Origin of the sequence: Paractinoplanes polyasparticus (assembly GCF_019710575.1) — a bacterium.
Taxonomy (GTDB): Bacteria; Actinomycetota; Actinomycetes; order Mycobacteriales; family Micromonosporaceae; genus Actinoplanes; species Actinoplanes polyasparticus.
In genome coordinates this window covers 191270-218021 of record NZ_JAHWFK010000007.1, presented here as the reverse complement: position 1 = coordinate 218021, position 26752 = coordinate 191270, and the positions used below count along the sequence as shown (strand labels likewise).

General features: G+C 71.3%; 23 protein-coding genes. 11 read left to right on the top strand and 12 right to left on the bottom strand.

Annotated features, from left to right (window positions below):
- Positions 1-89 precede the first annotated feature (89 nt).
- Positions 90-1241: an FHA domain-containing protein gene (locus KXC43_RS10410; RefSeq protein WP_221375778.1), complete on the top strand. Its 1152-nt coding sequence runs from the start codon at positions 90-92 to the stop codon at positions 1239-1241.
- On the opposite strand, the gene rocD is transcribed toward KXC43_RS10410, so the two are convergent.
- The 4 genes from rocD to KXC43_RS10390 all read right to left on the bottom strand — a co-directional run bounded on the left by rocD (position 1238) and on the right by KXC43_RS10390 (position 4878).
- Entirely contained in the window at positions 1238-2449 is a 1212-nt protein-coding gene (gene rocD / locus KXC43_RS10405) for an ornithine--oxo-acid transaminase (RefSeq protein ID WP_221375777.1), read from the bottom strand. The genes KXC43_RS10410 and rocD overlap by 4 nt on opposite strands.
- Complete coding sequence (gene ddaH, locus KXC43_RS10400; RefSeq protein ID WP_221375776.1) at positions 2446-3252, bottom strand: dimethylargininase; 807 nt, start codon at positions 3250-3252, stop codon at positions 2446-2448. Before ddaH ends, rocD begins: the two co-directional genes overlap by 4 nt.
- Before the next feature lie 256 nt (positions 3253-3508).
- Complete coding sequence (locus KXC43_RS10395) at positions 3509-4162, bottom strand: hypothetical protein (RefSeq protein ID WP_221375775.1); 654 nt, start codon at positions 4160-4162, stop codon at positions 3509-3511.
- A 107-nt stretch (positions 4163-4269) separates the two neighbouring features.
- Positions 4270-4878 (bottom strand): ATP-dependent Clp protease proteolytic subunit, encoded by a 609-nt coding sequence (locus tag KXC43_RS10390; RefSeq protein WP_221375774.1) that lies wholly within the window; start codon positions 4876-4878, stop codon positions 4270-4272.
- Between the two features lie 468 nt (positions 4879-5346).
- On the opposite strand from KXC43_RS10390, the gene KXC43_RS10385 reads away from it, so the two are divergent.
- Positions 5347-5541 (top strand): hypothetical protein, encoded by a 195-nt coding sequence (locus KXC43_RS10385; RefSeq protein WP_221375773.1) that lies wholly within the window; start codon positions 5347-5349, stop codon positions 5539-5541.
- Positions 5542-5701: 160 nt separating this feature from the next.
- Positions 5702-6232: a GNAT family N-acetyltransferase gene (locus KXC43_RS10380; protein ID WP_308129030.1), complete on the top strand. Its 531-nt coding sequence runs from the start codon at positions 5702-5704 to the stop codon at positions 6230-6232.
- 2 nt (positions 6233-6234) lie between these two features.
- Here KXC43_RS10380 and KXC43_RS10375 read toward each other — a convergent pair whose 3' ends face one another.
- The 8 genes from KXC43_RS10375 to KXC43_RS10340 all read right to left on the bottom strand — a co-directional run bounded on the left by KXC43_RS10375 (position 6235) and on the right by KXC43_RS10340 (position 15948).
- Positions 6235-6717, bottom strand: a complete 483-nt coding sequence (locus KXC43_RS10375) for a hypothetical protein (RefSeq protein ID WP_221375771.1) — start codon at positions 6715-6717, stop codon at positions 6235-6237.
- Between the two features lie 18 nt (positions 6718-6735).
- Positions 6736-6951, bottom strand: coding sequence for a hypothetical protein (locus KXC43_RS10370; protein WP_184955172.1), 216 nt, complete (start codon positions 6949-6951; stop codon positions 6736-6738).
- A gap of 47 nt (positions 6952-6998) precedes the next feature.
- Entirely contained in the window at positions 6999-10178 is a 3180-nt protein-coding gene (locus tag KXC43_RS10365; protein WP_221375770.1) for a cyclic nucleotide-binding protein, read from the bottom strand.
- A gap of 192 nt (positions 10179-10370) precedes the next feature.
- Positions 10371-11948, bottom strand: coding sequence for a S1C family serine protease (locus KXC43_RS10360; RefSeq protein WP_221375769.1), 1578 nt, complete (start codon positions 11946-11948; stop codon positions 10371-10373).
- Positions 11949-11987: 39 nt separating this feature from the next.
- Complete coding sequence (locus tag KXC43_RS10355) at positions 11988-13574, bottom strand: sensor histidine kinase (protein WP_221375768.1); 1587 nt, start codon at positions 13572-13574, stop codon at positions 11988-11990.
- 7 nt (positions 13575-13581) lie between these two features.
- Positions 13582-14295 carry a response regulator transcription factor gene (locus KXC43_RS10350; protein WP_221375767.1) on the bottom strand — a complete coding sequence of 238 codons (714 nt, stop codon included), beginning with the start codon at positions 14293-14295 and terminating at the stop codon, positions 13582-13584.
- A gap of 121 nt (positions 14296-14416) precedes the next feature.
- On the bottom strand, positions 14417-15187 hold the full coding sequence (locus KXC43_RS10345; protein WP_221375766.1) for a lysophospholipid acyltransferase family protein: 771 nt from the start codon (positions 15185-15187) through the stop codon (positions 14417-14419).
- Positions 15184-15948, bottom strand: coding sequence for a GNAT family N-acetyltransferase (locus tag KXC43_RS10340; RefSeq protein WP_221375765.1), 765 nt, complete (start codon positions 15946-15948; stop codon positions 15184-15186). The genes KXC43_RS10345 and KXC43_RS10340 overlap by 4 nt, the downstream gene beginning before the upstream one ends.
- 93 nt (positions 15949-16041) lie before the next feature.
- Between KXC43_RS10340 and KXC43_RS10335 the strand changes: the two genes are divergently transcribed.
- From KXC43_RS10335 to KXC43_RS10300, 8 genes are all read left to right on the top strand, one after another.
- Complete coding sequence (locus KXC43_RS10335; RefSeq protein ID WP_221375764.1) at positions 16042-16698, top strand: hypothetical protein; 657 nt, start codon at positions 16042-16044, stop codon at positions 16696-16698.
- 41 nt (positions 16699-16739) lie between these two features.
- Positions 16740-17660: an ABC transporter ATP-binding protein gene (locus KXC43_RS10330; RefSeq protein ID WP_221375763.1), complete on the top strand. Its 921-nt coding sequence runs from the start codon at positions 16740-16742 to the stop codon at positions 17658-17660.
- The gene (locus tag KXC43_RS10325; protein ID WP_221375762.1) at positions 17657-18481 is read left to right on the top strand and encodes an ABC transporter permease subunit; all 825 of its coding nucleotides are present in this window, start codon (positions 17657-17659) and stop codon (positions 18479-18481) included. The genes KXC43_RS10330 and KXC43_RS10325 overlap by 4 nt, the downstream gene beginning before the upstream one ends.
- Positions 18482-18539: 58 nt before the next feature.
- Positions 18540-22367 (top strand): multifunctional oxoglutarate decarboxylase/oxoglutarate dehydrogenase thiamine pyrophosphate-binding subunit/dihydrolipoyllysine-residue succinyltransferase subunit, encoded by a 3828-nt coding sequence (locus KXC43_RS10320; protein WP_438870868.1) that lies wholly within the window; start codon positions 18540-18542, stop codon positions 22365-22367.
- Positions 22368-22423: 56 nt separating this feature from the next.
- A complete protein-coding gene (locus KXC43_RS10315) occupies positions 22424-22603 on the top strand; it encodes a DUF6104 family protein (RefSeq protein WP_221375761.1) in 180 nt (59 codons plus the stop codon).
- The gene (locus KXC43_RS10310) at positions 22593-23327 is read left to right on the top strand and encodes an AAA family ATPase (protein WP_221375760.1); all 735 of its coding nucleotides are present in this window, start codon (positions 22593-22595) and stop codon (positions 23325-23327) included. The genes KXC43_RS10315 and KXC43_RS10310 overlap by 11 nt, the downstream gene beginning before the upstream one ends.
- Before the next feature lie 239 nt (positions 23328-23566).
- A complete protein-coding gene (gene pta / locus KXC43_RS10305; RefSeq protein ID WP_221375759.1) occupies positions 23567-25639 on the top strand; it encodes a phosphate acetyltransferase in 2073 nt (690 codons plus the stop codon).
- A complete protein-coding gene (locus tag KXC43_RS10300; protein WP_221375758.1) occupies positions 25636-26751 on the top strand; it encodes an acetate/propionate family kinase in 1116 nt (371 codons plus the stop codon). The genes pta and KXC43_RS10300 overlap by 4 nt, the downstream gene beginning before the upstream one ends.
- Position 26752: the final 1 nt, after the last annotated feature.

The window sequence follows — 26752 nt, the reverse complement described above, 5'->3', positions numbered from 1 at the left end:
CCGTCACGGAGGGGTGTGATGACCGCCTCCGCAGCGCACACGGCATGATTGCCGTTGCACAGACACCCGCCGACCGTCCGGGAGGACCCGTGAGATTCGAGGTCAGCAAGGTCCTCGACGCCATCGAGGTGCGCCTCACCACCGATCCGGCGCTCGCCCGCGCAGTGGTCGACCTGTCGGAGATCGTGCGTTACGCCGACCTCGACGGCGGCCGCCCGGCCAGCTCGGTGCGCCTCGGTCTCGTCGTCGACGCCCTCGGCAAGCGACTCTCGGAAGAGAACGTGCCGGTCTTCGTGGTGGCCCCGCGCGGCCTGCTCTCGGACACCGACCTCACCTCGAACGAGCGCATGGTCATCCGCCGCTGGGCCGACGACGGCAAGGTCGAGGTCGTGCCCCAGCTCGACGACCGCGTCTTCGAGGTGGCCGAGCTGCTCGGGCTGCCGGTGCTCACCCGCACCCGCGGCAACAGCGAGCGGCACCCCTGGGTCGACGAGCCCGGCCGCCTGCTGGCCGCGGTCGCCGGCGAGGGCGGCAGTACGGTGCTGATGGCCCGCGTCGGCCGGGGCGAGCCCCCGAAGGCGGCCGAGCGTTCCCCGCTGGGTGAGCGCCTGCTGGCCCGGGTCTGGAGCTGCCCCGAGCCCAACTGCACGAGCTTCGGCTCCGGCGGCGACCCGGACAGCCCGTTCGCCGACATGCGCACCTACACCAGCCCGGTCTCCCAGCCGCCGCCGTCGCTGCGCGGCGGCGTGCCCACCTGTCCCCGGCACGGAGCCCAGCTGCGGGACGCCGGCCCGCGGGCGGCGGTCGAGGTTCTCTCTGTCCGCATCGACGGCGTCGTCCGCCGCCGGTTCGTGGTCTCGACCGACGAGCCGGTCGTGGTCGGCCGGGCCCCCGAGGGCGGCCGGGGCGTCATGCTCGGCCAGTGGCTGACCGACGACGCCCGCAAGTGGATCAGCCGCGGGCACGTGCAGTTCACCCTGCGCACCGACGGCAACCTGACGGTGCAGGACATCAGCACCAACGGCAGCGGTGTGCGCCCCGGCGGCACGGTCAACGACGACGAGCGGGTCGCCCTGCACCGTCAGGAGAGCCGCACCCTGGCACCCGAGGACGTGGTCGAGCTCTACGCCGGCGTCCAGGTGGGCCGGTCCAAGATGTGGGCCACCGGCGGCGTCGTCCAACCCGAATCGGTGATGGCCGAGGCGCCGACGATGGCCCTCCGGAAGTTCGAACGCAGTTAGCGAAGTATGGCCGCCAGCTGGTCGACGGCGTGGTCGATCTCGTCCGCGGTCACGACCAGCGGGGGCGCCAGGCGGATCGTCGAGCCGTGCGTGTCCTTGGCGAGCACGCCGCGCTCGGCGAGCCGCTCGCACGCCTGACGGCCGGTCAGCAGCCGGGGGTCGATGTCGACGCCGGCCCACAGTCCACGCCCGCGCACCGCGACCACACCGTGGCCGATCAGCGCGTTCAGCCGGGCGTGCAGGTGCTCGCCCAGCTCGGCCGAGCGCCGCTGGAACTCGCCGGTGGCCAGCAGGCGCACCACCTCGCCGCCGACCGCGCAGGCCAGCGGGTTGCCGCCGAACGTCGAGCCGTGCTCGCCCGGCTTGAGGACACCCAGCACGTCACGGTTGGCGGCCACGGCCGAGACCGGCACGATGCCGCCGCCCAGCGCCTTGCCCAGCACGTACATGTCGGGGACGACACCCTCGTGCTCGATGGCGAACGTGCGGCCGGTGCGGCCCAGACCCGACTGGATCTCGTCGGCCACCAGCAGCACGTTGTGCTCGTCGCAGAGCGCCCGCACCGCGGCGAAGTAGCCGGCCGGGGGCACGAGCACGCCGGCCTCACCCTGGATCGGCTCCATCAGCACGGCGACCGTGTTGGGGGTGACCGCCTCGCGCAGCGCGGCCTCATCGCCGTACGGAACGATGGTGAAACCCGGGGTGTACGGGCCGAAGTCGGCCTTCGCGTCGGGATCGGTCGAGAAGCTGACGATCGTGGTCGTGCGCCCGTGGAAGTTGTCGGCGGCCACGATGATCTCGGCCTGACCGTCCGGCACGCCCTTGACCTGATAGCCCCACTTGCGGGCGACCTTGATCGCGGTCTCCACGGCTTCGGCGCCGGTGTTCATCGGCAGCACGAGCTCCTTGCCGCAGAGCTCGGCCAGTGAGCGGCAGAACTCGGCGAACTGGTCGTGCACGAACGCCCGGCTGGTCAGCGTGATCCGGTCGAGCTGCGCGTGCGCGGCGGCGATCAGCCCGGGGTGCCGGTGCCCGAAGTTCAGCGCCGAGTAGCCGGCCAGGAAGTCCAGGTAGCGGCGGCCGTCGACGTCGGTGACCCAGGCGCCCTCGCCCTCGGTGATCACGACGGGCAGCGGGTGGTAGTTGTGGGCGGTGTAGCGCTCGGCCTCGGCCAGTTCGGCCGGGGTCCGGTTCTCGACGGTCGTCACGATCGCACCTCCAGCGTGCAGCACTTGGGTCCGCCGCCGGCCTTGCGCAGCTCGGAGACGTCGACCCCGACGGTCTGGTAGCCCGCGGCCCGCAGTTCGGCGGCCAGGTGGGTGGCCTGAACCGGCAGGACCACCGTACGGCCGTCGCTGACCGCGTTGAGGCCGAGCACCGCGGCGTCCTGCTCGTCGGCGATCACCGCGTGCGGGTAGAGCTGCTTGAGCACGGCCTGGGAGCCGGGCGAGAAGGCGGCCGGCAGGTACGCCACGTTGGTGTCGTCGAGCACGCAGAGCGCGGTGTCGAGGTGGTACAGGGACGGGTCGACCAGCTGCAGCGTGATCACCGGGCGGCGCAGCACCTCCTGCGTCTCGGCGTGCGAGGCGTGCGCCGTGCGGAAGCCGGTGCCGGCCAGCAGCACGTCGCCGGCGAGCAGGATGTCGCCCTCGCCCTCGTTGGTGTGCTTCGGCTCGGTCACCTCGAAGCCGTGCTCGCGGAACCAGGCCGCGTACGCCGGGGCCTCGTCGGCCCGCTCGGCGTCGCGGAACTGCACGGCCAGCACACGACCGTCGACCACCGTGGCGCCGTTCGCGGAGAAGACCATGTCGGGCAGCCCCGGCAGCGGCTCGATCAGCTCGACGGTGTGACCCAGGTCGAGGTACGTCTGCCGCAGGTTCTCCCACTGCTCGACGGCGAGCGCGTTGTCGTAGGGCGCCGTGGGATCCATCCACGGATTGATGCGGTAGGTCACCGCGAAGTGGGTGGGCCGGCACATGAGGTAGCGGCGCGGCGAAGCCGTGGTCGTCATGGCTGAAACGCTAGGCGGGCGGCACCGTCACAGGCCTCAGTTCAACCCTGCAAGCTGCTTTCGATCATTGCGTGCTCGGGGCTCTCGGCGGAGATTCGTTGCAAACGCACCTCGCGGGTGGCCTGAACCAGGCCACCCGCGAGATCAAGTGTTGCCGGCGCACCGCCGGGCGTTTCCGGGGCGGGACTGATCGGTGTCAGTCCCGGTTCCGATCCTTGCTTCCGGCGCATCGCCGTCGGCGAATGTCAGATACCCGTCAGAAGCGGTCGATAAACCGTGCGTCGAGCCACTCGCGAACCGTGTTCACCGGCTGGGTGTCGGTGCCCAGCCAGCTCAGCGCACCGGTCAGCGCGAGCACGCCGAGCACGATCGCGCCCAGCGAGAGGATCATGCCGAGCAGGGCGTCGGTCTTGCCGGCCACATGACGCTTGCCCGTGGCGTGGATGCCGCTGAGCGACAGCACCAGGGCCAGACCGGCGACGCCGAGGCCGTAACCCATCAGGGGGCCGGAGAGCACGAGCAGCACGGAGGCCACCGCGAGGATCAGGCCGAGGGTGGCGAGCAGGCTGGCCCGCGGCTTGGGACCGGCGGCGACCGGGTGGTCGACGGCGGCCGAACCGGTCGGGCGGGCCGTCGGGCCGCCCGTAGTCGTGGCCGGCGCCGGGCGGGCCGTCGTTGTGGCGGCCGGAGGCGGGGGCGGCGTGTCGGTGCGGCTCGCGTGCTTCGGCGCGGGCGGCAGGTCGGTCAGCGTGTCGGGCTCGTCGCGACGGGCGCGCACCGGGCTCGGAGCGGGACGCACCTCGGTGGTGTTGTCCTCGTGCGGCCGGGTGACCGTGCCGGTCGCGGCCGGTCGCTCGGGCGTCTCCGTGGTATCGCTCGTGGACTGGCGGGAGAACGTCGGGAGCCTCACGTCAGCACCTCCTTGGCAGATTCGGGGATGCCCTCGTGTTACCCCGAACCGCCGAAAACGACACAACGGCCGTGCGGCACCCGCCGCACGGCCGTTGTCGCAGCTGCTCAGACCAGCGAGGTCGTGTTCGTGACCTGGTTGGCCTTGCTGATCACGTGGTCGACCAGACCGTAGTCCCGGGCCTGCTCGGCGGTGAACCAGCGGTCACGGTCGGAGTCGGCCTCGATCTCTTCGGGCGTGTGGCCCGAGTGGAAGGCGATCCGCTCGTTCATCACGTTCTTGATGTGCAACATGCTCTCGGCCTGGATGGCGATGTCGGCCGCGGTGCCGCCGATGCCGCCGGAGAGCTGGTGCATCATGATCCGCGCGTGCGGCAGCGCGTACCGCTTGCCGGGCGTGCCCGCGCAGAGCAGGAACTGCCCCATGGAGGCGGCCATGCCCATCGCGATCGTCGCCACGTCGTTCTTGATGTACTGCATCGTGTCGTACACCGCCATGCCGGCGCTGATCGAGCCGCCGGGCGAGTTGATGTAGAGCGCGATGTCCCTCTCACTGTCGGCCGAGGCGAGCAGCAGCATCTGGGCGCAGATGCGGTTGGTCACCTCGTCGTTGACCTCACTGCCGAGAAAGATGATCCGCTCCCGGAGCAGCCGCTCGAACACCTGGTCATCGAAGGATGCGCCGCCGCCCCGCATCGTCAACTCGTCAACACTCATGACAACACCCTCTCGCATCCGCCGCGGGACCTGTCACCCGACCGGCCGTTCGACGTACCCCAGTCTCCCCAGCCCGGCCCCGACCTCCCAGCGATTCCCCTGTAGGCGAATCCGCTGACGGCGGAACTGGGCCCTGTCCCGCTCCCGACAGGTGGTATCCCGGGTCATCAAGGCCCACCCGTGCCAGCCAGGACATTCTCCTTCCCACCCCCCGACAGCCCAAGCGACGCCGCGCCGTAGTCCTGATCGCGTCCGCCCTGACCACCCTCTTCATGTCCGCCTGCGCCGGGACCACCCTGGGCGACCCGCCCGCCCCCGCGTCGGCGTCCGAGCCGCCGCAGCCGTTCCCCGGATCCCCGCGGCGCCCGCACCCAAGTTCCGAGACCGAGCCCCGAAGAAGCCCCCACCCTCGGCGCCCGCCCTGCCCGGACGAAGTACGCCTACGTCCGGACGGCCACGGACAACCGGGTGACCTTCGACCTGGTCGAGTTCTACGAGGGCAAGGCAGCCGCCCAGGCCTGCCGTGAGGACGGCATAGTCACCCAGGAGTGCGTCTGGTGCGCCGAGTACTACATCCGCAACAACAACCCCGGCTGCGCCGACTGGGCGCCGACGCGGGGTAGTGGCGCTCCGGGATGGGCTGCCTCCCCTGTAGCGCATTAGTCCGTAAAGCGGTTGGAGTTCAGCGCCGCGTTCGCATCCGGGCGTTGGAGCGGGGCGAGGTTCCAGGCAAGGTCACCTCCTCTCTGACCTACCTGGGCCACCGCCGAGTAGTGAGCTTGCGGACCGGATGCTTGGGGAGCAGGTCGATAAGGTGCATAGCGTGGGCATCTCGTACGAACCGGTCCGGACGGGAGACGCGGCCGAGTTCGCGGCGTTCCTGGCGAGCGAGCCCTGGCCGTTTCACTCCGGAGGCGTGGTCGATGTGGCCGACGTTGCCCGGCGGGTGGCGGCCGGGGCGTACTTCGACGATGCCGTCCGTACGCATTGGATCGTCGTGGACGGGCGGCGGTGCGGGTTCGTCCGGGCGTTCGATCTGGACGACGGGACGCCGCTCTTCGACCTTCGGCTGGCCGCCGGCTGCCGGGGGCGAGGCCTCGGGCGGGCCGCCGTCGGCTGGCTCGTCGGGGATCTCTTCGGGTTGCTACCCGAGATCAACCGCATCGAGGGCACCACCCGCAACGACAACCTGGCCATGCGCGCGGTGTTCCGGGCCTGCGGCTTCGTCAAGGAGGCGCACTACCGCGAGGCCTGGCCCGGCAGTGACGGCCGGCTGCACGACACCATCGGGTACGGGATCCTGCGGCGGGACTGGCTGAGCCAGAGCATCACGCCGGTCGACTGGGCGGGGTGAGGTCAGCTGTCGCCGGGCAGGAACTCGGCGCGGTCGAGGAAGCCGTCGCCGTTGTCGTCGAACATGCGCTTCTCGAAGACGCCGTCGCGATCCTTGTCGTAGTCGGCGAAGTCGACCCGGTTGTCGAGGTCGACGTCGGCGCCGACGAAGTCGACCTCGCCGTCGCCGTCCACGTCGGCCAGGATGTCTACGCCGCCGTCGGGGCGCCCCAGATAGGTGGCGTCGTCGTCGGTGCCGTCGCCGTCGGCGTCCACCCGGTTGTCGTAGCCCTCGGGCGGGGCCAGTTCGACTGCGGCCTGGGCGATCGTGGCGCCGACCGTGATGTCGGGCAGGCCGTCGAGGTCGGGGCGGTCACCGAAACCGGTCTGCACGTCGCCGGTCACATCGTCGGTGACGTCCTCGGCCGTGCGGCCGGCGACCATGCCGGCCACCGAGCCGAATTCCGACCACACACCCAGGTTGTTCTCGCCGTCGTGTCGAACCATGCACTGACGGTACGGTGCTCAGTCCAGTTCCGGCATCGCCACTGCGTGTGGTCGTGGCCGGCAGGTGCCGCACTGCACCGCGTCGTCGACCACCAGCGCCTCCGCCCGTCGCCTCGTCTCGGACCGGCTGACCTGCAGCAGATAGGGGCCGAACCGGGCGTGTTCGGCGCAGACACCGCGGCCGCAGAAGCGGCAGCTCGCCCGGGCCGACTCGGCGCAGAACCAGCAGAGCATCGAACCTCCTGACGTCGAGGGGGCGCCGCGACAGCGCCCCACCCACGTCAGTCGTCGTCGGTCGGGCTCGCCTCCGGGTTGCTCGGAGTCTCCGTCTCCTCCGGCGGTGGGGGCGTCGTGGGCGGCGGCGTGGTGGCGGGGGGCCTGGTGGTGGGGGCAGTCGTCGCCGGCGGGCGCGTCGTCGGCGCCGTGGTGGGCCGGGTGGTGGCGGGCGGCGGGGTGGTCGCCGGCCGGGTGAACGTGCGGGTCGGCTCGGCCGTCGGCTCGTCATCGTCGTTCGGATCAGCGGTCTGTGACGGTGTGACTACCGTATCGCTTGTCGGGGGCGTCGTGCTCGGGGCGATCGACGGATTGATCGATGCCGGATCGGACGGTAAGGGCTCGAAGCTCTCCTCCGGTTCGGGGCTGCTCGAGGCGGGCGCTTCGACCGGCACGCCGTCGGCGCACGCGAGCTGACCGCCGGTGGCCGCGCTGGGCGTGCCGTCGACCTGGACCGTGCCGCGCGAGACGGTGAGCGCTGCCGGCTCCACCGAGTACCAGGCGGCGCCGCTGTTGGTGACCTGGCCGCCGCTACGGTCGACGGTCAGCGTCAGCGGCTTGTAGGCGCCGCTGGTGCTGCCCGTGCCGGCGAGCACCCGTCCGGACTGGAGCGAGATGGTGGCCTTGGGACTCTGATCGCGGCCACCGCCGGTGGCGAGGGTGCCGACGCCGATCCGGGTGTTCGCGCACAGCAGCGTCGTCGCGCCGCCCGGGAAGGTCAGCGTGGCCGTGGCCCGGGACGAGACCTCGATCGTCTCGCCCTGGTCGAGGTAGCGCCGCGCACCGCCGTCGAGGTTCTGCGGCGAGCCGTCGAGGGTGGCCGTGACCAGGCCCTCGTCGACCGAGAGGAGCACCCGGTCGGCCGGCATCTCGGCCCAGGCCGGGCCGGGGCGGAACGACAGGCCGGTGAGGAAGAGCGCCGTGGTCAGCACCACGACCGTGAGCCAGACGAGGCCGCGCTCGAAGCGCTTGTCGGCTTCGGGGTTGCCACTGCCGTCGGGCGGGCCGGGCGGCAGGTTGAGCGGCGGGTACGAGCCGCCGCCGGGCGATCCCGGCCGCAGCGCACCCTTCGCTGTCACGACCGGCATGGGCGAGCCGGGGCGGTGGGTGGCGCCGACCAGCGGCGGCAGGTCGGAGGCGTCGGGCACGACCCACAGCCGTACGGGCGTGATGGTCTGCGCGACCATGCCGGGGCTGCCGTCGCCGACCGGGCCGACCAGCGTTCCCCGGCGCAGCTCGACGCCGTCGGGCAGCGCGATCACGCCGGACTCGACGACCACGGCGTGGGTGGGGCCGGGCAGGATGACCGGCGCACCGGGGTCGAGGTCGACCGGATGGGCCGAGGCGATCAGGGCGAGCCGCTGGTCGGCCGCGAGACCGGCCAGAGCGGGGGTGTCGGCGAAGAGCGCCTCGGCCTCGACCCGGTCGTGCGGCGGCGGGCCGGGCAGCGGCCCGACCACGGTGGCCACGGTCGCGGTGGGAATCGACAGCAGCGTCGTGCCGGCGGTGTGCCAGTCGAGCTGGGTGGACCGGCCCGTGATCGCGTTGACCAGGCCGACGACGCCGCCGGGGCCGACGTGGTGGCGGATCGTGCCGGGCGGGTCGCCGGGCCGGCGCGCCTCGAGGGCGCCCTCGACGACGACGAAGACGGCCTGCTGAGCGCCGCCGGCGTTGACGATCTGGCGACCGGTCGGCGGGTGCACCCAGCGCGCCCGGGAAGCCAGGCCCTGCAGCGCCGGTTCGGGCAGGCCACCCAGTTCCGAGGCGCGGAGCGCGGCCAGGCGGCGCGGGCTGTCGGCCTCGCGGTCGTTCTCGGCCCGGCGCAGCCGCGAGGTTGCCCACCACCGGGTCAACCGGCCGAGCAGGAAGTACACCACCGGAGCGGCCAGGCCGAGCACGATGACGAGCAGCAGCAAGACGCCGAGCGGGCCGTCGTGCCACAGGCCGGTGGCCAGGCCCGAGAGCCTGTCCTCCCAGAGGCGGACGGCCACGTTGAGGGCGACGGCGACCCAGCAGACGGCCAGGAAGCCGTAGAGGGCGATCAGCCGGCCCTCGCGGTCCAGCGTGCCCCAGTGGGGCGGGCGGCCCCGCAGCCGGCCACTGATCCAGGCCAGCGCCCGGTTGCGCACCTGCGGCACCTCGAGCCAGTTCATCAGCAGGTACTGCCCGTCGAGCGGCAGCAGCGGGCTGAGGTGGACGAAGGCGCTCAGGTAGCAGAGGAAGGCCAGCTTGAAGGCCAGGTCGGCCGCCGCGGGCAGGGCCAGGCCGGCCAGTTGGGCCAGACCGCCGAGGAACAGCGCGCTCAGCGGCCCGGCCGCCGAGACCAGAATGCGGGCGCGGCGTCCGGCCATCCAGACGTCGCTGGTGTCGACGAAGAGCGAGGGCAGTCCGAACCAGACGAGGAAACCGGCGGCCGGCACCTCGCGTCCGGAGTGTTTGGCCGCCATGGCCCGGGCCCACTCGCGCACGCCGACCACGACCAGGTTGAGCAGCACGAGGGTGAGGGCGCCGGCCACGTACGAGTCGCCGGTGAGGAACAGCGAGCGGCTCCCCCGCGACCAGGTCGCCACGAACAGGCCGAAGCCGGCCACGGCGAGCACGGCGGTGACGATGGCGGCAGCCTTGTTGAAGAACAGCCGGCCACCGGCCCGGTAGAGCGCGGTCACCAGGCCGTCGACGTTGACCAGGAGCATGCGGCGGCCGCGGGCGGCGGCCAGCAGCGAGTTGCCGACACGTTCCTGCAACGGGCGGCGGGCCAGCTCCTCCAGCGGGCGGAAGGCGTCCATCGGCAGCTCGTCGAGCATGCGGTTGCCGGCCAGGTCAGCGACCACGCGGCGCACCTGGTCGGGGGCGAGACGGCCGGCGATGCGTGCGAACTCGGCCACCAGCCGGGCCACCGTGTGCTCGCCGTCCATGAGCAGGGCGAGTTCCCACTCCTCGGGGGTGAGCCGCAGGTAGCTGGCGCGTTCGCCGTCGTCGGGCGAGCGCAGCATGACGTAGTCGCCGCCACGGGCGTCGATGAGCTGCACGTACTCGACCCCGGCGCGCAGGACGGGCCGCGCGCTCGTCGGATTGAGCCGGTCGACGACCGCGCCCCAGAGCCCGGGATCCGCCGGGCCGGACGGTTCACCCGGGGCGCGACCAGCCAGCGCCTCCCAGACATTCATCCGGGTCTCGACGTACGTCAACTGGTGCCTCTCAGTGCCGGGGGGAGCGCCGATGCGAATGGCAGATTAGGCGCTCGGGAAGCTGGATGGCGAGTCCCCCGCAGTGATTTGCCCCGTTTTGTTGGTTGTTTGGAGAATGACGCCGGACAAACGTACGGCGGGTGGCGCGACAACCCCCTTGTCGCACCACCCGCCGCAGCGGAGGGAAAAGCTCTACTTGGCCTCGGTCAGGGTCACCGTGATCTGCTTCTTCTCGCCGTCACGGGTGTAGTCGAGGGTCATCTTCTGGCCGACCGTGCCCGACTGGACCGCCGCCACCAGGTCGTCGGAGTCGCCGATGGTCTTGCCGTCGGCCGAGGTGATCACGTCGCCCTGCTGCAGGCCGGCCGAGGCAGCCGCGCTGCCGGGGGTGACGCTGCTGACCAGCGCGCCGCCGTTCTCGGCCGGGGTCACGCTGACGCCCAGCGCAGGGTGGCTGACCTTCTTGCCGGCCATCAGGTCGTTGGCCACCTGCTTGGCCTTGTCGCTCGGGATGGCGAAGCCCAGGCCGATGTTGCCGGTGCTGCCCGACGTGGCGATGGCCGAGTTGATGCCGATGACCTCGCCGTTCGTGTTGACCAGGGCGCCACCGGAGTTGCCGGGGTTGATCGGCGCGTCCGTCTGCAGCAGGCCCGACATCGTGGTGGACGAGCCCTGTTGCTGCTGCTGGTTGTTGCCGAACGGGCTCTGCTGCTCGCCCTCGCCGCTGGACTGGATGGTGCGGTCCTTCGCGCTGATGATGCCGGCGGTGACCGAACCCTCGAGGCCGAGCGGGCTGCCGATCGCCAGCACCGTGTCGCCGACCTGCATCTTGGCGCTGCTGCCGAACGTGGCCGCCTTGAGGTCGGACAGGCCGGAGGTCTTGACGACGGCCAGGTCGGTGCGCGGGTCGGTGCCGACGATGGAGGCCTCCGCCTTCTTGCCGTCCGCGAAGATCACGGTGACCTTGTCGCCCTGGGCGGTGGCCACCACGTGATTGTTGGTGACGACGTACCCGTCGGTCGAGATGACGACGCCGGAACCCTCACCGTTGCCGGTGGTGATCGAGACGACGCTGTCTTGCACGGCCGAGGCGATCTGGGCCAGCGACGAGCGGTCGACCACACGGGTGACCGACGAGTTGCCCGTCTGCACCGACGGGGACGTGCCGTCGTCGTCGAACGCCAGCGCCGTGGCGGCGCCGACACCACCCGCGCCCAGCGCGATCAGCACCGCTGCGGCGCCGGCCACGAAGATCTTGCGTCCGCGCCCGTTGCCCCGGGGCTGCTGCTGGTCGACGGGGGCGGCCCAGATCGGCTGTCCCTCGGAGCCGGAAGGCCAGGCCTGACCCTCGACGCCGGGGAGCGTCTGGGTATGCGTCCCCCCGGGAGCGGACCAGGCGGCGCCGGTGGCATAGCCGGGCTGCTGGCCGTAGGGCTGCTGATGGAAGCCGGGGTGCGGCTGCTGCTGGCCGTAGCCGGGCTGCTGATAGCCGGCGTGCTGCTGCCAGTGGGACTGCTGCCACTGGGGCGCGCCCGTCTGCGGGGCTGCGGACTGCGGGGCTGCGGACTGCGGAACTGCGGACTGCGGAACGCCGGACTGGGGGGCGTTCGGCACCGGCGGCCCCCAGTGAGGAGCCTGCGGCGGGGCGGGCTGCGGGGCCTGCGGGACTGCCGGCTGGGCGGCGGTCGGCTCCTCAGACTGTCCCCGCTGCGGGCTGCTGCTCTCGGATGAGGCGTCCGCGGGTCGCGGGTCGGTCTCGTTCTCGTTCATGTCCACCACCTTGCCCCGTCCGGCTCGTACCGACCTGTGCTAGCCCTGGATGTTTTCTGAAAACCCTTTGTCGGGATTTAGCGTAGGCAAAGTGACCCGGAACGTGGCTCCCTGCCCCGGTTCGCTGATCACCTCGACGGTTCCTTGGTGCGACCTGACAATGGCCGCCACGATGGCCAGCCCCAGGCCGGTGCCGGTGGCAGCGCGGTCGGTGTGCCGGGTGCGGGCCTCGTCGGCGCGGTAGAACCGCTCGAAGACGTGCGCCCGCTGCTTCTCGCTGAGGCCGGGCCCGGTGTCGGACACCTCGACCACCGCCCGGTCGCCGGGCTCGGCGTACAGCCGCAGGGTGACCGTCGCATCGGGCGGGGTGTGCACCAGCGCGTTGGTCATGAGGTTGCCGATCACCTGGCGCAGCCGGGCGTCGTCGCCCCGGGCCACGAGCCGGTCGGGCTGGTCGCGCACCTCGAGTTCGATCGTGCGCTCGGGCGCCATGGCCTCGGCCGCCTGCACCGCGTCGAGGGCGAGCACGGGCAGCTCGACCGGGCCCAGGTTGAGCGGGCGTTCGCGGTCGAGCCGGGCCAGCAACAGCAGATCTTCGACGAGCAGGCCCATGCGGGCGGCCTCGTCCTCGATGCGGCGCACCAGGCGGGCGACGTCCTCGGGGTCGGTGACGGCGCCCTGGCGGTAGAGCTCGGCGAAGCCGCGGATGGTCGTCAGCGGCGTCCGCAGCTCGTGCGAGGCGTCCGCCACGAACTGCCGCATCTTGCCCTCGGAGCGCACCGCCCGGGCCTCGGAGAGCTGGGCCGCGTCGGCCGCCTCGACCGCGGCCGACTCGGCCTCGCGAGCGGCCGACTCGCTCTGGGCACGCGCGCTGAATGCCGCCTCGATCTGGGCCAGCATGGCGTTGAGCGCCTTGGCCAGGCGGCCCAGTTCAGTCCTGGGCTCGCCGTCGTGCGCCTCGGGGTCGGGGACACGCTGGGTGAGGTCGCCGGCCGCGATGGCCGCCGCCGTACGTTCGATCTGCAGCAGCGGGACCAGGCTCTGACGCACGATGGCGGCCCCGATCGAGGCCAGCGCGATCAGCACGCCGACGCCGACGAGCAGGTCGACCCAGACCATCTGGTTGACCGCCAGGCCGATCACCGAGAGCTTCTCGGCGACCTGGATGACCTGGGTGTTCTCGTCGACCACGACCACGACGCGCCAGTGCACCTTGCCGCTGGGCGAACGCACGGTGTAGGGCTCGCCCAGCACGGCGTTGACCTCGTCGAGGCCCTTGACCAGCGGCGGCAGGTCTTCCGGCTTGAGGCTGCTGTCGCCCACCACCGGCTGGTCGGAGCGGACACCCCAGACCGAGGAGGTGGAGACGTAGAAGTCGCCCGGCACCGGGATCTTCGAGCCGTAGCGCGCCTTGGCGATCGTCTCGGCGTAGATGCTCAGCGAGGTGTCGAGCCGGTCGAGCAGATAGTTGTGCAGCGCGTACGTGCTGGCCGCGCTGATGGCGGTGAGCGCCGCGAACACCAGGACCAGGACCGACGCCACCAGCTTGATGCGCAGCGAGACCTTGCGCAGGCTGGGTTGGGGCGGGATCGAGTTGCGAACCCGCTCGGTGAGCGTCGAGGTCACGGCCGGCTCAGACCGCCGGTTTGCGCAACACGTAGCCGACCCCGCGGAGGGTGTGGATCAGACGCGGCTGGACATTGTCGACCTTGCGGCGAAGGTACGAGATGTAGGACTCGACGATGTTGTCGTCGCCGCGGAAGTCGTACTTCCACACGTGGTCGAGGATCTGCGCCTTGGAGAGCACCCGGTTGGCGTTGAGCATGAGGTAGCGCAGCAGCTTGAACTCGGTCGGCGAGAGCTGGACGCGCTGGCCCGCGCGGTAGACCTCGTGCGTCTCCTCGTCGAGTTCGAGATCGGCGAAGACCAGGCGGGACGGCTCTTCGTCGCCCTGCGTCGTGCGGCGCAGCACCGCCCGGATGCGGGCGGTGAGCTCCTCGAGGCTGAACGGCTTGGTGACGTAGTCGTCGCCACCCAGGGTCAGGCCCCGGATCTTGTCGTCGGTGCCGTCGCGGGCGGTCAGGAAGACCACGGGGGTGCGCTGGCCGCCCTCGCGCATGAGCCGGATGACCTCGAAACCGTCGAGGTCGGGCAGCATCACGTCGAGGACGACGAGGTCGGGAGTGGTGTTCTTCGCGGCGCTGACCGCCGCGCTGCCGCTCGTCGCGGTGCTCACGTCGAAGCCGGCGAAGCGGAGACTGGCGGAGAGCAGCTCGAGGATGTTCGCGTCGTCCTCGACGACGAGCAGTTTCGCCTCGCTCTGCTTGGGCTGGGTCTGAGCGGCCATGGAACCCATTGTTTATCAGCGCGCTGTCCCTTGCCTGCACGCTGCCTGAAAGTTTTCTGTAAGACCGTCGGCAGAGCCTTCAGTCGGGTCAAGGGCGGCGGGCGGGGTGGTTGGACGGGCGTCAGGCGGCCAGGCGGTAGCCGGCGACCCCCATCGAGGCCTGGGCGGCGCGGGCGAGCAGCCGCCGGTCGGCGCCGGGCTCGGGACGCAGCGCGGGCGCGGTCACCAGGGTCACCTTCAGCGACCGTAGCGCGGCCACCCGGCGGACCGAATCGACCAGTGTGTCGTCGCCGATGAAGGCGGCCGCGGTCGAGTCGTAGCGGATGGAGGCCGGCACCACGGGAGCGCCCGCGTCCACGGCGGCCTGGAACAACGCCGGACGGAAGCGGCCCTGGCTCGTACCGCAGAAGGTCGTGCCCTCGGGGAAGGCCGCGACCGTGCGGCCCGAACGCAGCGCCGCGGCCACCTCGGCGACCGTCGCGGGCAGCGCCTTCGGCCGCGAGCGGTCGATGAAGATGGCGCCGGACAGACCGGCCAGCGACCCGATGCCCGGCCACGCGCCGACCTCGCCCTTGGCCACCAGGCGCACCGGCGAGACCGCCGTCAGCACGAGAATGTCGAGCCAGGACACGTGGTTGGCCACCAGCAGGCTGCCCGGCTTCAGTGCCGGGCCGCGGCGCACGAGCCGGACGCCCAGGACCGCCAGCATCGCGCGGGCCACGCCGCGCAAAACCAGACCGCGCAGCAGAGGCGCCAGCAGTAGTCCCCCGACGAGCACCACCGCCAGCAGAATCATGCGCAGGGTGGCGACCCCCGGGAAGGCGTGCCGGCCGGCCGCGTCCCGGCAGTGCGGGCCGCATCCCGAGACCGGCTGCCAGAGCGCGGCGATCATCGGGTGGCGCCCAGGAAGTGGCGGCGGTACCGCGGGTCCAGCCGGTCCATCGAGAACAGCACGTAGAAGTCGGCGCAGTTGAAGTCGGGGTCGTAGGCGGGCTCCCCGCAGATCCAGCTGCCCAGCCGCAGATAGCCCTTGAGCAGCGCCGGAGGCTGGGTCCGGGGGTCGCCCACGAGTTCGGTGGTGGCCAGCCAGGAGCGGCGCGGCGTGACCCGCAGGGCGGGTGGGGCCAGGTGCTTGGCCTGCACCCGGGCCCAGACGCCGGCCGCGGTCACGCCGCCGTCGTCCAGCGGCACCGAGGCGCAGCCACCGAGCCAGCGCAGGTTGTTCAGGTGCATGTAGCGGGCGATGCCGGCCCACATCAGGTTGATCACCGAGCCGCTGCGGTGGTCGGGGTGCACGCAGGAGCGCCCGGTCTCCACCAGCTGGTCGCGCAGCGGGCGCAGCGGGCTCAGGTCGAACTCGCCGTCGCCGTAGCGCCGGCCGGCCCGCTCGGCGGCCTTGGGGGGAAGCATCCGGTAGGTGCCGACCACGGCGCCGGTCGCGTCGTCGCGCACGAGCAGGTGGTCGCAGAAGTCGTCGAAGTCGTCGGCGTCGCGTCCGTCGGGGGTGGCGCCGGGCAGCGTGGCGCCGAGTTCACCGGCGAAGACCTCGTGGCGCAGCCGTTGCGCGGCGGCGACCTGACTCTGGTCCTCGGCGATGAGCAGGGAGTAGCCGCTGGTCCCGGTGGGGGCGGCGGCAGTCAGCAGAACAGCCATGTGTTGTGTGTAAGGGCGACAGCTGCCGATGGAATGTCGCGCCAGGAGGCGATTCATGGCCGTGAAATGAACGGTTGTGCGAGCCTTCGACACATGCGGATCGAGAGACGTTTCAACGGGCCACCGGCGACCGGCAACGGCGGGTGGTCGGCCGGGGCTTTCGCCGTCGCCGCGGGGGCCGGGGTGGGTGGGCCGGCCTTCGAGGTCACCCTGCGCGTGCCACCCCCGCTGGAGACCGAACTGACCTTCGCCGACGGCTCGGTGCACGACGGCGAGACGCTGGTGGCGACGGTTACGGAAGCGGCGGGGCCGATTTCGTACGCTGACCCGGTGGCGCTGCCGGAGGCGGAGCGGGCGGCCGAGGGGTTCGCCGGCTTCACCCAGCACCCGTTTCCCACCTGCTACGTGTGCGGCCCGGAACGGCCGGACGGGCTGCGCATCTTTCCCGGTCCGCTGCCGGACGGGCGTACCGCCGCGCCCTGGACCGTCCCGGCCGCTGCGGACCTCCCGGTGGTCTGGGCCGCGCTCGACTGTCCCGGAGGCTGGACGGCGATCCAGAACGGCCGCACGTACGTGCTCGGCCGCATCGCGGTGACCGCCGAGGCCCGGCCCGAACCGGGGTCGACCTGCGTGGTCGTCGGCGAGGCGACCGAGTTCTCGGGGCGCAAGGCGATGGTGCTCTCGGCGATCTTCGGGCCGGACGGATCGCGGCTCGCCGCGGCCCGGGCCACGTGGATCGCCACGACCTAGTAGGTTGTGCCCTTCACCGAAACGGGGGAGGAGCTGCGTCGATGAGCGCGCCCGGGACCGACGAGATCGTGGTCGATCACCTGACCAAGCAGTACAAGAAGCTGCGAGCCGTGGACGACCTCTCGTTCAAGGTCCGGTCCGGCCGGGTCACCGGCTTCCTCGGGCCCAACGGCGCGGGCAAGACGACCACGCTGCGGATGCTGCTCGGTCTGGTCACGCCGACCGCCGGCACGGCCACCTTCGGCAGTCAGAAATACATCGACCTGCCCGACCCCGTGCGCGAGGTCGGCGCGGTGCTCGAGGCGTCCAGCGCCCACCGCGGCCGCACCGGCCGCAACCACCTGCGCATGATCTGCCGCGCCGCGGGCCTGCCCGACTCCCGGGCCGACGAGGCGCTCGAGATGGTCGGCCTGACCCCGGCCGCCAACCGCAAGTTCAAGGGCTATTCGCTGGGCATGCGGCAGCGGCTGGGTATCGCCGCCGCGATGCTGGGCGACCCCAAGGTGCTGATCCTCGACGAGCCGGCCAACGGCCTCGACCCCGAGGGCATCCGCTGGATGCGTGACCTGCTCAAGGCGCTCGCCTCCCAGGGCCGCACGGTGCTGGTCTCGAGCCACCTGCTGGGCGAGATGCAGCTCCTGGCGGACGACGTGGTGATCGTCGCGGCCGGCAAGCTGATCCGCCAAGGCCCGGTCGACGAGGTGCTGGGCGACCTCAGCGGCGGCGTGCAGGTGCGGGTGCGGACCCCGCAGGCCGCGGAGCTGACCGCCGCGCTGGCCGAGCTCGACGCGACAGTGACGCCGGGGGCCGACGGCAGCCTGGTCGTGCACGGCGTCGAGGCGGCCGCCATCGGCCACGCCGCCTTCACGGCGCGGGTCGAACTGCACGAGCTGTCCACCGAACGCGGCGACCTCGAACAGGTCTTCCTGCAGCTCACGGCCGGAAAGGCGGGCATCCGATGAGCCTCGTCAACGCCGAACTGTTCAAGATCCGCACCACCGCGCTGTGGTGGATCATGGCCATCGTCCTGGTTCCCCTGTACGCGGTGACCCTGCTGATCAACTGGGCGAACTCCAACGTCACGGCCGTACCGGACGACGCCGGGGTCACCGACACCCAGTCGGCCCAGATCGAGGCCGCGCTCCAACCGATCAACGTGGCCACCAACCTCTACACGACCGGCCAGTTCTTCGGCATCCTGATCGTGCTGTTGCTCTCGGCCATCATCGTGACCAGCGAGTTCTTCCACCTCACGGCGACCACGACGTTCCTCACCACACCTCGCCGCGAGGCGGTCATCCTGGCCAAGTTCGGTGCCGCGATCATCATCGGCGTGCTCGTCTGGCTCGTGACGACGGTGCTCAACCTGATCTTCGTGCCGCTGATCATGAACAACCTCGACCTCGGCAGCCAGATCGGCGAGCCCGCGGTGTGGCGCGCGATCGGGCTCAACCTGCTGGCCTTCGTGCTCTGGGGCATCCTCGGGGTGGGCGCGGGCGTGCTGATCCGCAGCCAGATCGCGGCCACGCTGATCCTGGCCATCACCTACGTGGTCGGCACCGCGGTCGTCAGCCTGATCTTCCTGCTGCTGAGCCAGTACGTGGCCGAGTGGATCAACAACCTGCAGGTGCTCGTGCCGACCAGCGCGTCCCAGCTCATGATCTCGGGCACCGACCTACCCGGCTCGCCCCCGCGCTGGGTCGGGGCCGTGGTGCTGATCGGCTACGCCGTCGTGACCGGATTCCTCGGTACCTGGCTGACCAAGCGGCGGGACATCAGCTGATCGGCGCACGTCCGCCCACTCCACCTGCCGCCCAGGGGCCCGACCGAAGACTCGCTACATGGCCTCTCTCACACACGGCGTAGCCTTGACGGGAGTCTTTCCCGTCCCATGTGACGCCGATCAAAAGGTGAAAGAGGCGAACACGGAAGTGTCGACCCAGCAGACTTCGCACGAGAACCCACTCGCGGATTTCGGTCCCAACGAGTGGATCGTCGACGAGATGTACCAGCGTTACCTGGCCGACCCCACCAGCGTCGACCCGGCCTGGCACGACTTCTTCGCCGATTACAAGCCCGCGATGGCCACGGGTTCGATCGTGACGCCCGACGAGGCGAAGGCCGCCACCGCGACCGCCTCGGCGGCCCGGGCCGGCACAGATGCCCCGGCGGCGTCCACGGTCGCACCCGTCAAGCCGACGGTTCCCGCTGCGAAACCAGCTGCTCCGCCCGCCACCAAGTCCGAGCCGGCGGCGACCAAGCCGGCCCCGGCCGCCAAGCCCGCCGCGTCGGGCAGCAACGGCAAGGCTCCCGAGGGCGCCAAGGTCACCACGCTGCGCGGCGTCGCTGCCCGCATCGTGCAGAACATGGACGCCTCGCTCGAGGTGCCGACGGCCACCTCGGTGCGGGCGGTCCCGGCCAAGCTCATGGTCGACAACCGCATCGTGATCAACAACCACCTCGCCCGCGGGCGGGGTGGCAAGGTCAGCTTCACCCACCTGATCGGCTGGGCGCTGGTCCGCGCGGTCGTGCAGCACCGCGAGATGAACAACTCGTTCGCCGAGGTGGACGGCAAGCCGACACTGGTACAGCCCGAGCACATCAACCTCGGCATCGCCATCGACCTCGCCAAGAAGGACGGCTCGCGCGCGCTCGTCGTGCCGTCGATCAAGAACTGCGAGACGATGGACTTCCGCAAGTTCTGGCAGGCGTACGAGGACGTGGTCCGCCGTGCCCGCCGCAACGAGCTGACCATGGACGACTACAACGGCACCACGATCTCGCTCACCAACCCGGGCGGCATCGGCACGGTGCACTCCATCCCGCGCCTCATGGCCGGTCAGAGCGCGATCATCGGGGTCGGCGCGATGGAATATCCCGCCCCCTACGCCGGCATGAGCGACGAGACCCTGTCCGAGCACGGCATCAGCAAGGTCACCACGCTGACCAGCACCTACGACCACCGGGTCATCCAGGGCGCGCAGTCCGGCGAGTTCCTCAAGGCGATGCACGAGTTCCTGCTCGGCGAGCACGACTTCTACGACGAGATCTTCACGTCGCTGCGCATCCCGTACGAGCCGGTCCGGTGGGTGCGCGACGTCGCCCGCACCAGCGAGGGCCAGATCGACAAGGCGGCCCGGGTCGTCGAGCTGATCCACGCCTACCGCGTGCGCGGCCACCTGATGGCCGACACCGACCCGCTCGAGTTCGAGATCCGCCGCCACCCCGACCTCGACGTGCTGCAGCACGGCCTCACGCTGTGGGACCTCGACCGCACGTTCCCGGTCGGCGGCTTCGCCGGCAAGCAGCGGATGAAGCTGCGCGAGGTGCTGGGCGTCCTGCGCGACACGTACTGCCGCCGCGTCGGCATCGAGTACATGCACATCCAGGGCCCCGAGGAGCGGCGCTGGATCCAGGACCGCATCGAGATCAAGTACACGAAGCCGGACTCGGACGAGCAGAAGCACATCCTCAACCGGCTGAACGCCGCCGAGGCCTTCGAGACGTTCCTGCAGACCAAATTCGTCGGCCAGAAGCGGTTCTCGCTCGAGGGCGGCGAGTCGCTGATCCCGCTGCTCGACGCCGTGCTCGAGTCGTCGGCCGAGGCCGGGCTGGACGAGATGGTCATCGGCATGGCCCACCGCGGCCGGCTCAACGTGCTCGCGAACATCGTCGCCAAGCCGTACGAAAAGATCTTCTACGAGTTCGAGGGTCAGATGGACCCGAAGTCGGCCCACGGCTCCGGCGACGTCAAGTACCACCTGGGCCAGACCGGCAAGTACACGACGCCCGACGGCGAGCACGCGACCACGGTCAGCGTGGTCGCCAACCCGTCCCACCTCGAGGCCGTCGACCCCGTGCTCGAGGGCATCGTCCGCGCCAAGCAGGACAGGCTCGATCTGGGCCTTCACGGCTACACGGTGCTCCCGGTGCTGGTGCACGGCGACGCCGCGTTCGCCGGTCAGGGCGTGGTCGCCGAGACGCTCAACCTCTCGCAGCTGCGCGGCTACCGCACCGGCGGCACGGTCCACGTGATCGTCAACAACCAGGTCGGCTTCACCACCGCCCCCGAATACAGCCGCTCGTCGATGTACTCGACCGACGTGGCCCGCATGATCCAGGCGCCGATCTTCCACGTGAACGGCGACGACCCCGAGGCCGTCGTGCGGGTCGCGAAGCTGGCCTTCGAGTACCGCCAGGCGTTCAACAAGGACGTCGTGATCGACATGGTCTGCTACCGCCGCCGCGGTCACAACGAGGGCGACGACCCGTCGATGACCAACCCCCGGATGTACGAGATCATCGACCAGAAGCGCTCGGTGCGGAAGCTCTACACCGAGGAGCTGATCGGCCGGGGTGACATCACCGTGGACGACGCCCAGGAACAGCTGCGCGACTACCAGTCCCAGCTCGAGCAGGTCTTCAAGGCCACCCGCGACTCGGCCGGCACGCCGCCGCGTCCGCGAGTCATCTCCGAGGAGCCCGAGCCCGAGGTCGAGACCAAGGTCGACGCGGCCGCGGTGCACGCGGTCGGCCAGGCCCACGTCGAGCTGCCCGAGGGCTTCACCCCGCACAAGCGGGTGCAGCAGCTGCTCGAACGCCGGGCCAAGATGTCCCGCGACGGCGGCATCGACTGGGGCTTCGGCGAGCTGGTGGCCTTCGGCTCGCTGCTCCAGCAGGGCGTCACCGTCCGGCTCGCCGGTCAGGACTCGCGCCGGGGCACCTTCGTCTCCCGGCACGCCTCGGTCGTCGACGCCAAGACGGGTAAGGACTTCCTCCCGCTGTCGACGCTGGCCACCGGCACGGCCCGCTTCTTCGTCCACGACTCGCTGCTCAGCGAGTACGCGGCCATGGGCTTCGAGTACGGCTACTCGGTCGAGAACCCCGAGGCGCTCGTGCTGTGGGAGGCGCAGTTCGGCGACTTCGTCAACGGCGCCCAGACGGTGGTGGACGAGTTCGTGTCGTCCGGCGAGGTGAAGTGGGGCCAGCAGTCCTCGCTGGTGCTGCTGCTCCCGCACGGCCAGGAGGGCCAGGGTCCTGACCACTCCTCCGGCCGCCCCGAGCGCTTCCTGCAGCTGTGCGCGCAGGACAACATGCGGGTGGCCAACCCGACCACCCCGGCCAACTACTTCCACCTGCTGCGCCGCCAGGCCCTGTCGGCCAAGCGCAAGCCGCTGGTCGTCTTCTCGCCGAAGTCGCTGCTGCGCCACAAGCTGGCGGTGTCGTCGGTGGCCGACTTCACCGAGGGCACGTTCCAGCCGGTGATCGGCGATGCGGGCATCAAGGGCACGCCGCTCGAGGCGGGCAACGTCAAGCGGGTCCTGCTCTGCTCGGGCAAGGTCTACTACGACCTGTTCCAGGCCCGCGCCGAGCGGGGCATCACCGACACCGCGATCGTGCGGATGGAGCAGATCTACCCGCTCCCGGTGAACGAGCTCAAGGCGATCCTGGCCCAGTTCCCCAACGCCGAGGACTTCGTCTGGGTGCAGGAGGAGCCGGCCAACCAGGGCGCCTGGTCGTTCGTCGCGCTCAACCTGCTCGAGCACCTCGAGGGTGTCCGGCTGCGGCGCATCTCGCGTCCGGCCGCGGCCGCCCCGGCGGTGGGCTCGGCCAAGATGCACGAGGCCGAGCAGGCCGCTCTGATCGAGGCCGCGCTGCCGCGTCCGTAATCTCGCGGGAAGGGGGCGCTCCGCTGCGGCGGGGCGCCCCCTTTTACTATCCGGTCATGTACTTCACCGACCGTGGCATCGAGGAACTCGTCGACCGGCGTGGCGAGGAAACCGTGACGCTGGAGTGGCTGGGCGCCCAGCTGCGGACCTTCGTCGACCAGAACCCCGAGTTCGAGACGCCGATCGAACGCTTCGCGACGTGGCTCGCCCGCGACGACGAGGACGATGAGGAGTAGAGCCGACGGGTCACGCCCGATCCGGCGGGTCGAGCTGGACGCCGGCGCCGAGATCGACCGCTCGGCCTGGTGGGCCCGCATTCCCGCCGTACGGGCGGTGCTCGAGCACGGCCTGAACATCCCGGCCGGGGTGACGTTCCTGGTCGGCGAGAACGGGTCGGGCAAGTCAACCCTGGTCGAGGCGCTGGCGGCGGCCCACGGGCTGAACCCGGAGGGCGGCTCACGCGGGGCGATGCACTCCACCCGGGTCACCGAGTCGCCGCTGGGCTCGGCCTTGCGGGTGATCCGCACGCCCGGGCGGCGGGCCGACGCGTACTTCCTGCGCGCCGAGACCACGCACGGCCTCTACACCTATCTGGAGAGCCTGCCCGGCGACAATCCCGACCAGGGCTTGCACGAGCAGAGCCACGGTGAGGGATTCCTCGAACTTCTGGAGCGCAAGTTCCGCCGGTACGGGTTCTATCTGATGGACGAGCCCGAGGCGCCGCTGTCCTTCACCTCCACGCTGGGGCTGCTCAGCCGCCTGGACGACCTGCGCGCCGACGGGTCACAGGTAGTCGTGGCCACACACTCGCCGCTGCTCACCGCCCTGCCCGGCGCCACGATCCTCGAGCTGGGCGCGCACGGCATCCGCCGCGCGGAATGGGCCGGCCTCGACATCGTGGCGAACTGGCGCAGCTTCCTCGACTCCCCACAGACTTTCCTGCGCCACCTCGGCGTCTGATCCTCGCTCCTGGGGTCAGCGCAACCACTTACGCACGTCGCCCGGGCGGGTCGAGCGTTCCGGCGCGCCAGCGCCTGCTCGGCCCGCCCGGGCCCTCGGCGTGAGCGACGGTCTGCAACCCACCACCCCGCTACGACATCGGGCCGTTGATCTTGATTTTTTCGCCGGCGGGGCTTCCGTCATCCACAGTTGGGACTTTCGGCCCGGTAGCGGCATCGGGCGGCGGGTAGGTTGAAGCCGTGGCACGAAGCGTCTATGTGGCTGGTCTGGGCCCGGGGGTCGGCAAGGGCACGGTTGCGCTCGGGCTGGTCGAACTGCTGTCGCGCCAGGTCGCGCGGATCGGGGTGTTCCGGCCGCTGGTCTCCGGCGACGGCGACGATTCGCTGCTCACGCTGCTGACCAAGCGTTATCCGGTGGTCGCGCCCTATGCGGAGTCGTACGGCGTCACCATGGCCGAGGCGAGCGCGCTGGTCGCCGACGGCAAGTGGGAAGAGCTGATCTCCCGGATCGTCGAGCGCTACCGCGAGGTCGAGCGTCAGGCCGGGTCCGTGGTGGTGATCGGCAGCGACTTCGCGGCCGGCGGGGCCAAGGAGCGCGATGAGATACCGCGCGAGCTGGGCTTCAACGCCCGCCTGGCCACCGAGTTCGGCAGTGTCGTGGTGCCCGTGATCAGTGGCGAGGGCCGCGGGGCGGAATCGCTGGCGGCCGCCGCCCGCAGCGCCTACCACTCGCTCGTCGACCTCGACGCCACCGTGGTCGCCGTGATCGCCAACCGGGTCTCCGGGGGCTCGGCGCCCGACGCCGGTCTGCCGGTGCCGATGTGGTCGATCCCCTCCGTTGCCGCCGTCGCCGCGCCCACCGTGGCCGAGGTGGCCGAGGCGCTGGACGCCACGGTCGTGTCCGGCGGCGAGGGCGCGCTCGACCGCGACGTGCTCGACTACGTCGTCGGCGCGGCCCACGTGCCGACCGTGCTCGACCACCTGACCGACGGCGCGCTGATGATCACCCCGGGCGACCGCGCCGACCTGCTGCTCGCCGCGAGCGCCGCGCACGCGGCGGGCAACGTGACCCTGTCCGGCCTGGTGCTGACACTGGGCGAACCGCCCGACCCGCGGGTCGTCCGGGTGATCGAGCGCCTCAACACCGGCCTGGCGATGCTGGTCGTCGACACGGACAGCTATCACACGATCGCGGCCGCCTCGCACATCCAGGCGCGCCTCGGCACGGGCACGCCGCGCAAGGTCGAGGCCGCGCTGGGCGCCTTCGAGGAGCATGTCGACACCGCCGAACTGGCCCGGGTGCTCGACGTCGCCCGCTCCAGCCGGGTCACGCCGCTGATGTTCGAGAACGACCTGATCGACCGCGCCCGCGCCGAGCGCCGCCACCTGGTGCTGCCCGAGGGCGCCGACGAGCGCATCCTGCGGGCCACCGAGACCCTGCTGCGACGGGGCGTCGCCGACCTCACGCTGCTCGGCGACCCCGGCGAGATCGCCCGCCGGGCCCGCGAGCTGGGCGTCGAGATCGGGGCCGCGCGACTGGTCGACCCGGCTGCCAGCGAGTTGCGCGACGGCTTCGCCGAGCGGTACGCCGAGCTGCGCAAGAAGCGGGGCGTCTCGCTCGATCTGGCCTACGACGTGGTCCGCGACGTCAACTACTTCGGCACGCTGATGGTGGCCCAGGGGCTGGCCGACGGCATGGTCTCGGGGGCCAACCACACGACGGCGGCCACCATCCGGCCCGCCTTCGAGATCATCAAGACGGTGCCGGGCGTGTCGGTGGCGTCCAGTGTGTTCTTCATGCTGCTGGCCGACCGGGTGCTGGTCTACGGCGACTGCGCGGTCAACCCCGACCCCGACGCGGCCCAGCTGGCCGACATCGCGCTCTCGTCGGCGCTCACCGCCGCGGCCTTCGGCATCGAGCCGCGGGTGGCGATGCTCTCCTACTCGACCGGCAGCTCCGGCGCGGGGGCCGACGTCGAGAAGGTCGCCGCCGCCACCGCGCTCGTCCGCGAGCGGCGACCCGACCTGCCGGTCGAGGGCCCGATCCAGTACGACGCGGCCGTCGATCCCGCAGTGGCGGCGACCAAGCTGCCCGGCAGCGACGTGGCCGGTCAGGCGACAGTCCTGATCTTCCCCGACCTCAACACGGGCAACAACACCTACAAGGCGGTCCAGCGGTCGGCCGGCGCGGTCGCCGTGGGCCCGGTCATGCAGGGTCTGCGGCGACCGGTCAACGACCTGTCCCGCGGGGCCACGGTGAAGGACATCGTGAACACAGTGGCGATCACGGCGATTCAGGCGGCGGCGCGATGAGCCGGGTGCTCGTGCTCAACAGCGGCTCGTCGTCGGTGAAGTACCGGCTCTTCGACGGCGCCTCGACCGTCGCCAAGGGCCTGGTCGAGCGCATCGGCGAGAGCGGCGGCGAGGTGCCCGACCACCGGGCCGCCCTGCAGGGGATCATGGACGAGACCGACCTGACCGGCCTGGCCGCGGTCGGCCACCGGGTGGTGCACGGCGGCCCCGACTTCACCGGGCCCACCGTCATCGACGACCAGGTCGTCGCCCAGGTCGAGGCGCTGGTGCCCCTGGCCCCGCTGCACAACCCGGCCGCGCTGACCGGCATCGAGGTGGCCCGCAAGCTGCTGCCCGACGTGCCCCAGGTGGCCGTCTTCGACACGGCGTTCCACGCCACGATCCCGCCCGAGGGTGTCACCTGGGCCATCTCCCGCGAGCTGGCCGAGCGCTGGCAGATCCGGCGCTACGGTTTCCACGGCACGTCCCACGCGTACGTCTCCCGCCGCACCGCCCACGTGCTGGGCCGCGACCCGGCGTCGACCAACGTGATCACCCTGCACCTGGGCAACGGCGCCAGCGCGTGCGCGGTCGATGGCGGGCGCAGCGTGGCCACCTCGATGGGCATGTCGCCGCTGCCCGGCCTGGTGATGGGCACCCGCAGCGGCGACATCGACCCGACGGTGATCTTCCACCTGCACCGGGTGGCCGGCCTGCCGCTGGACGAGATCGAGACCTCGCTGACCCGGCACGCCGGCCTGCTCGGGCTGAGCGGGGCGAACGACCTGCGTACGGTGCTCGAGCGCCGCGCCGCGGGCGACGCCGACGCCACGCTGGCGTTCGACGTCTACTGCCGCCGCATCCGCGAATACGTCGGCTCGTACCTGGCCGTGCTGGGCCGGGTCGACGCGATCACCTTCACGGCGGGCGTCGGCGAGAACGCGCCCGCGGTGCGGGCCGCCGCGCTGGCCGGACTGGAGCCGCTGGGCATCGAGATCGACCCGGACAGAAACGAGCGCCGGGAAGAGGTCATCTCTCCGCCCGGCGCTCGCATTCCCGTCTGTGTGATCCCCACCGACGAGGAATTGGAGATCGCCGACCAGTCCCGGACGGCGTTGTCTCTCCCCCGCTGAC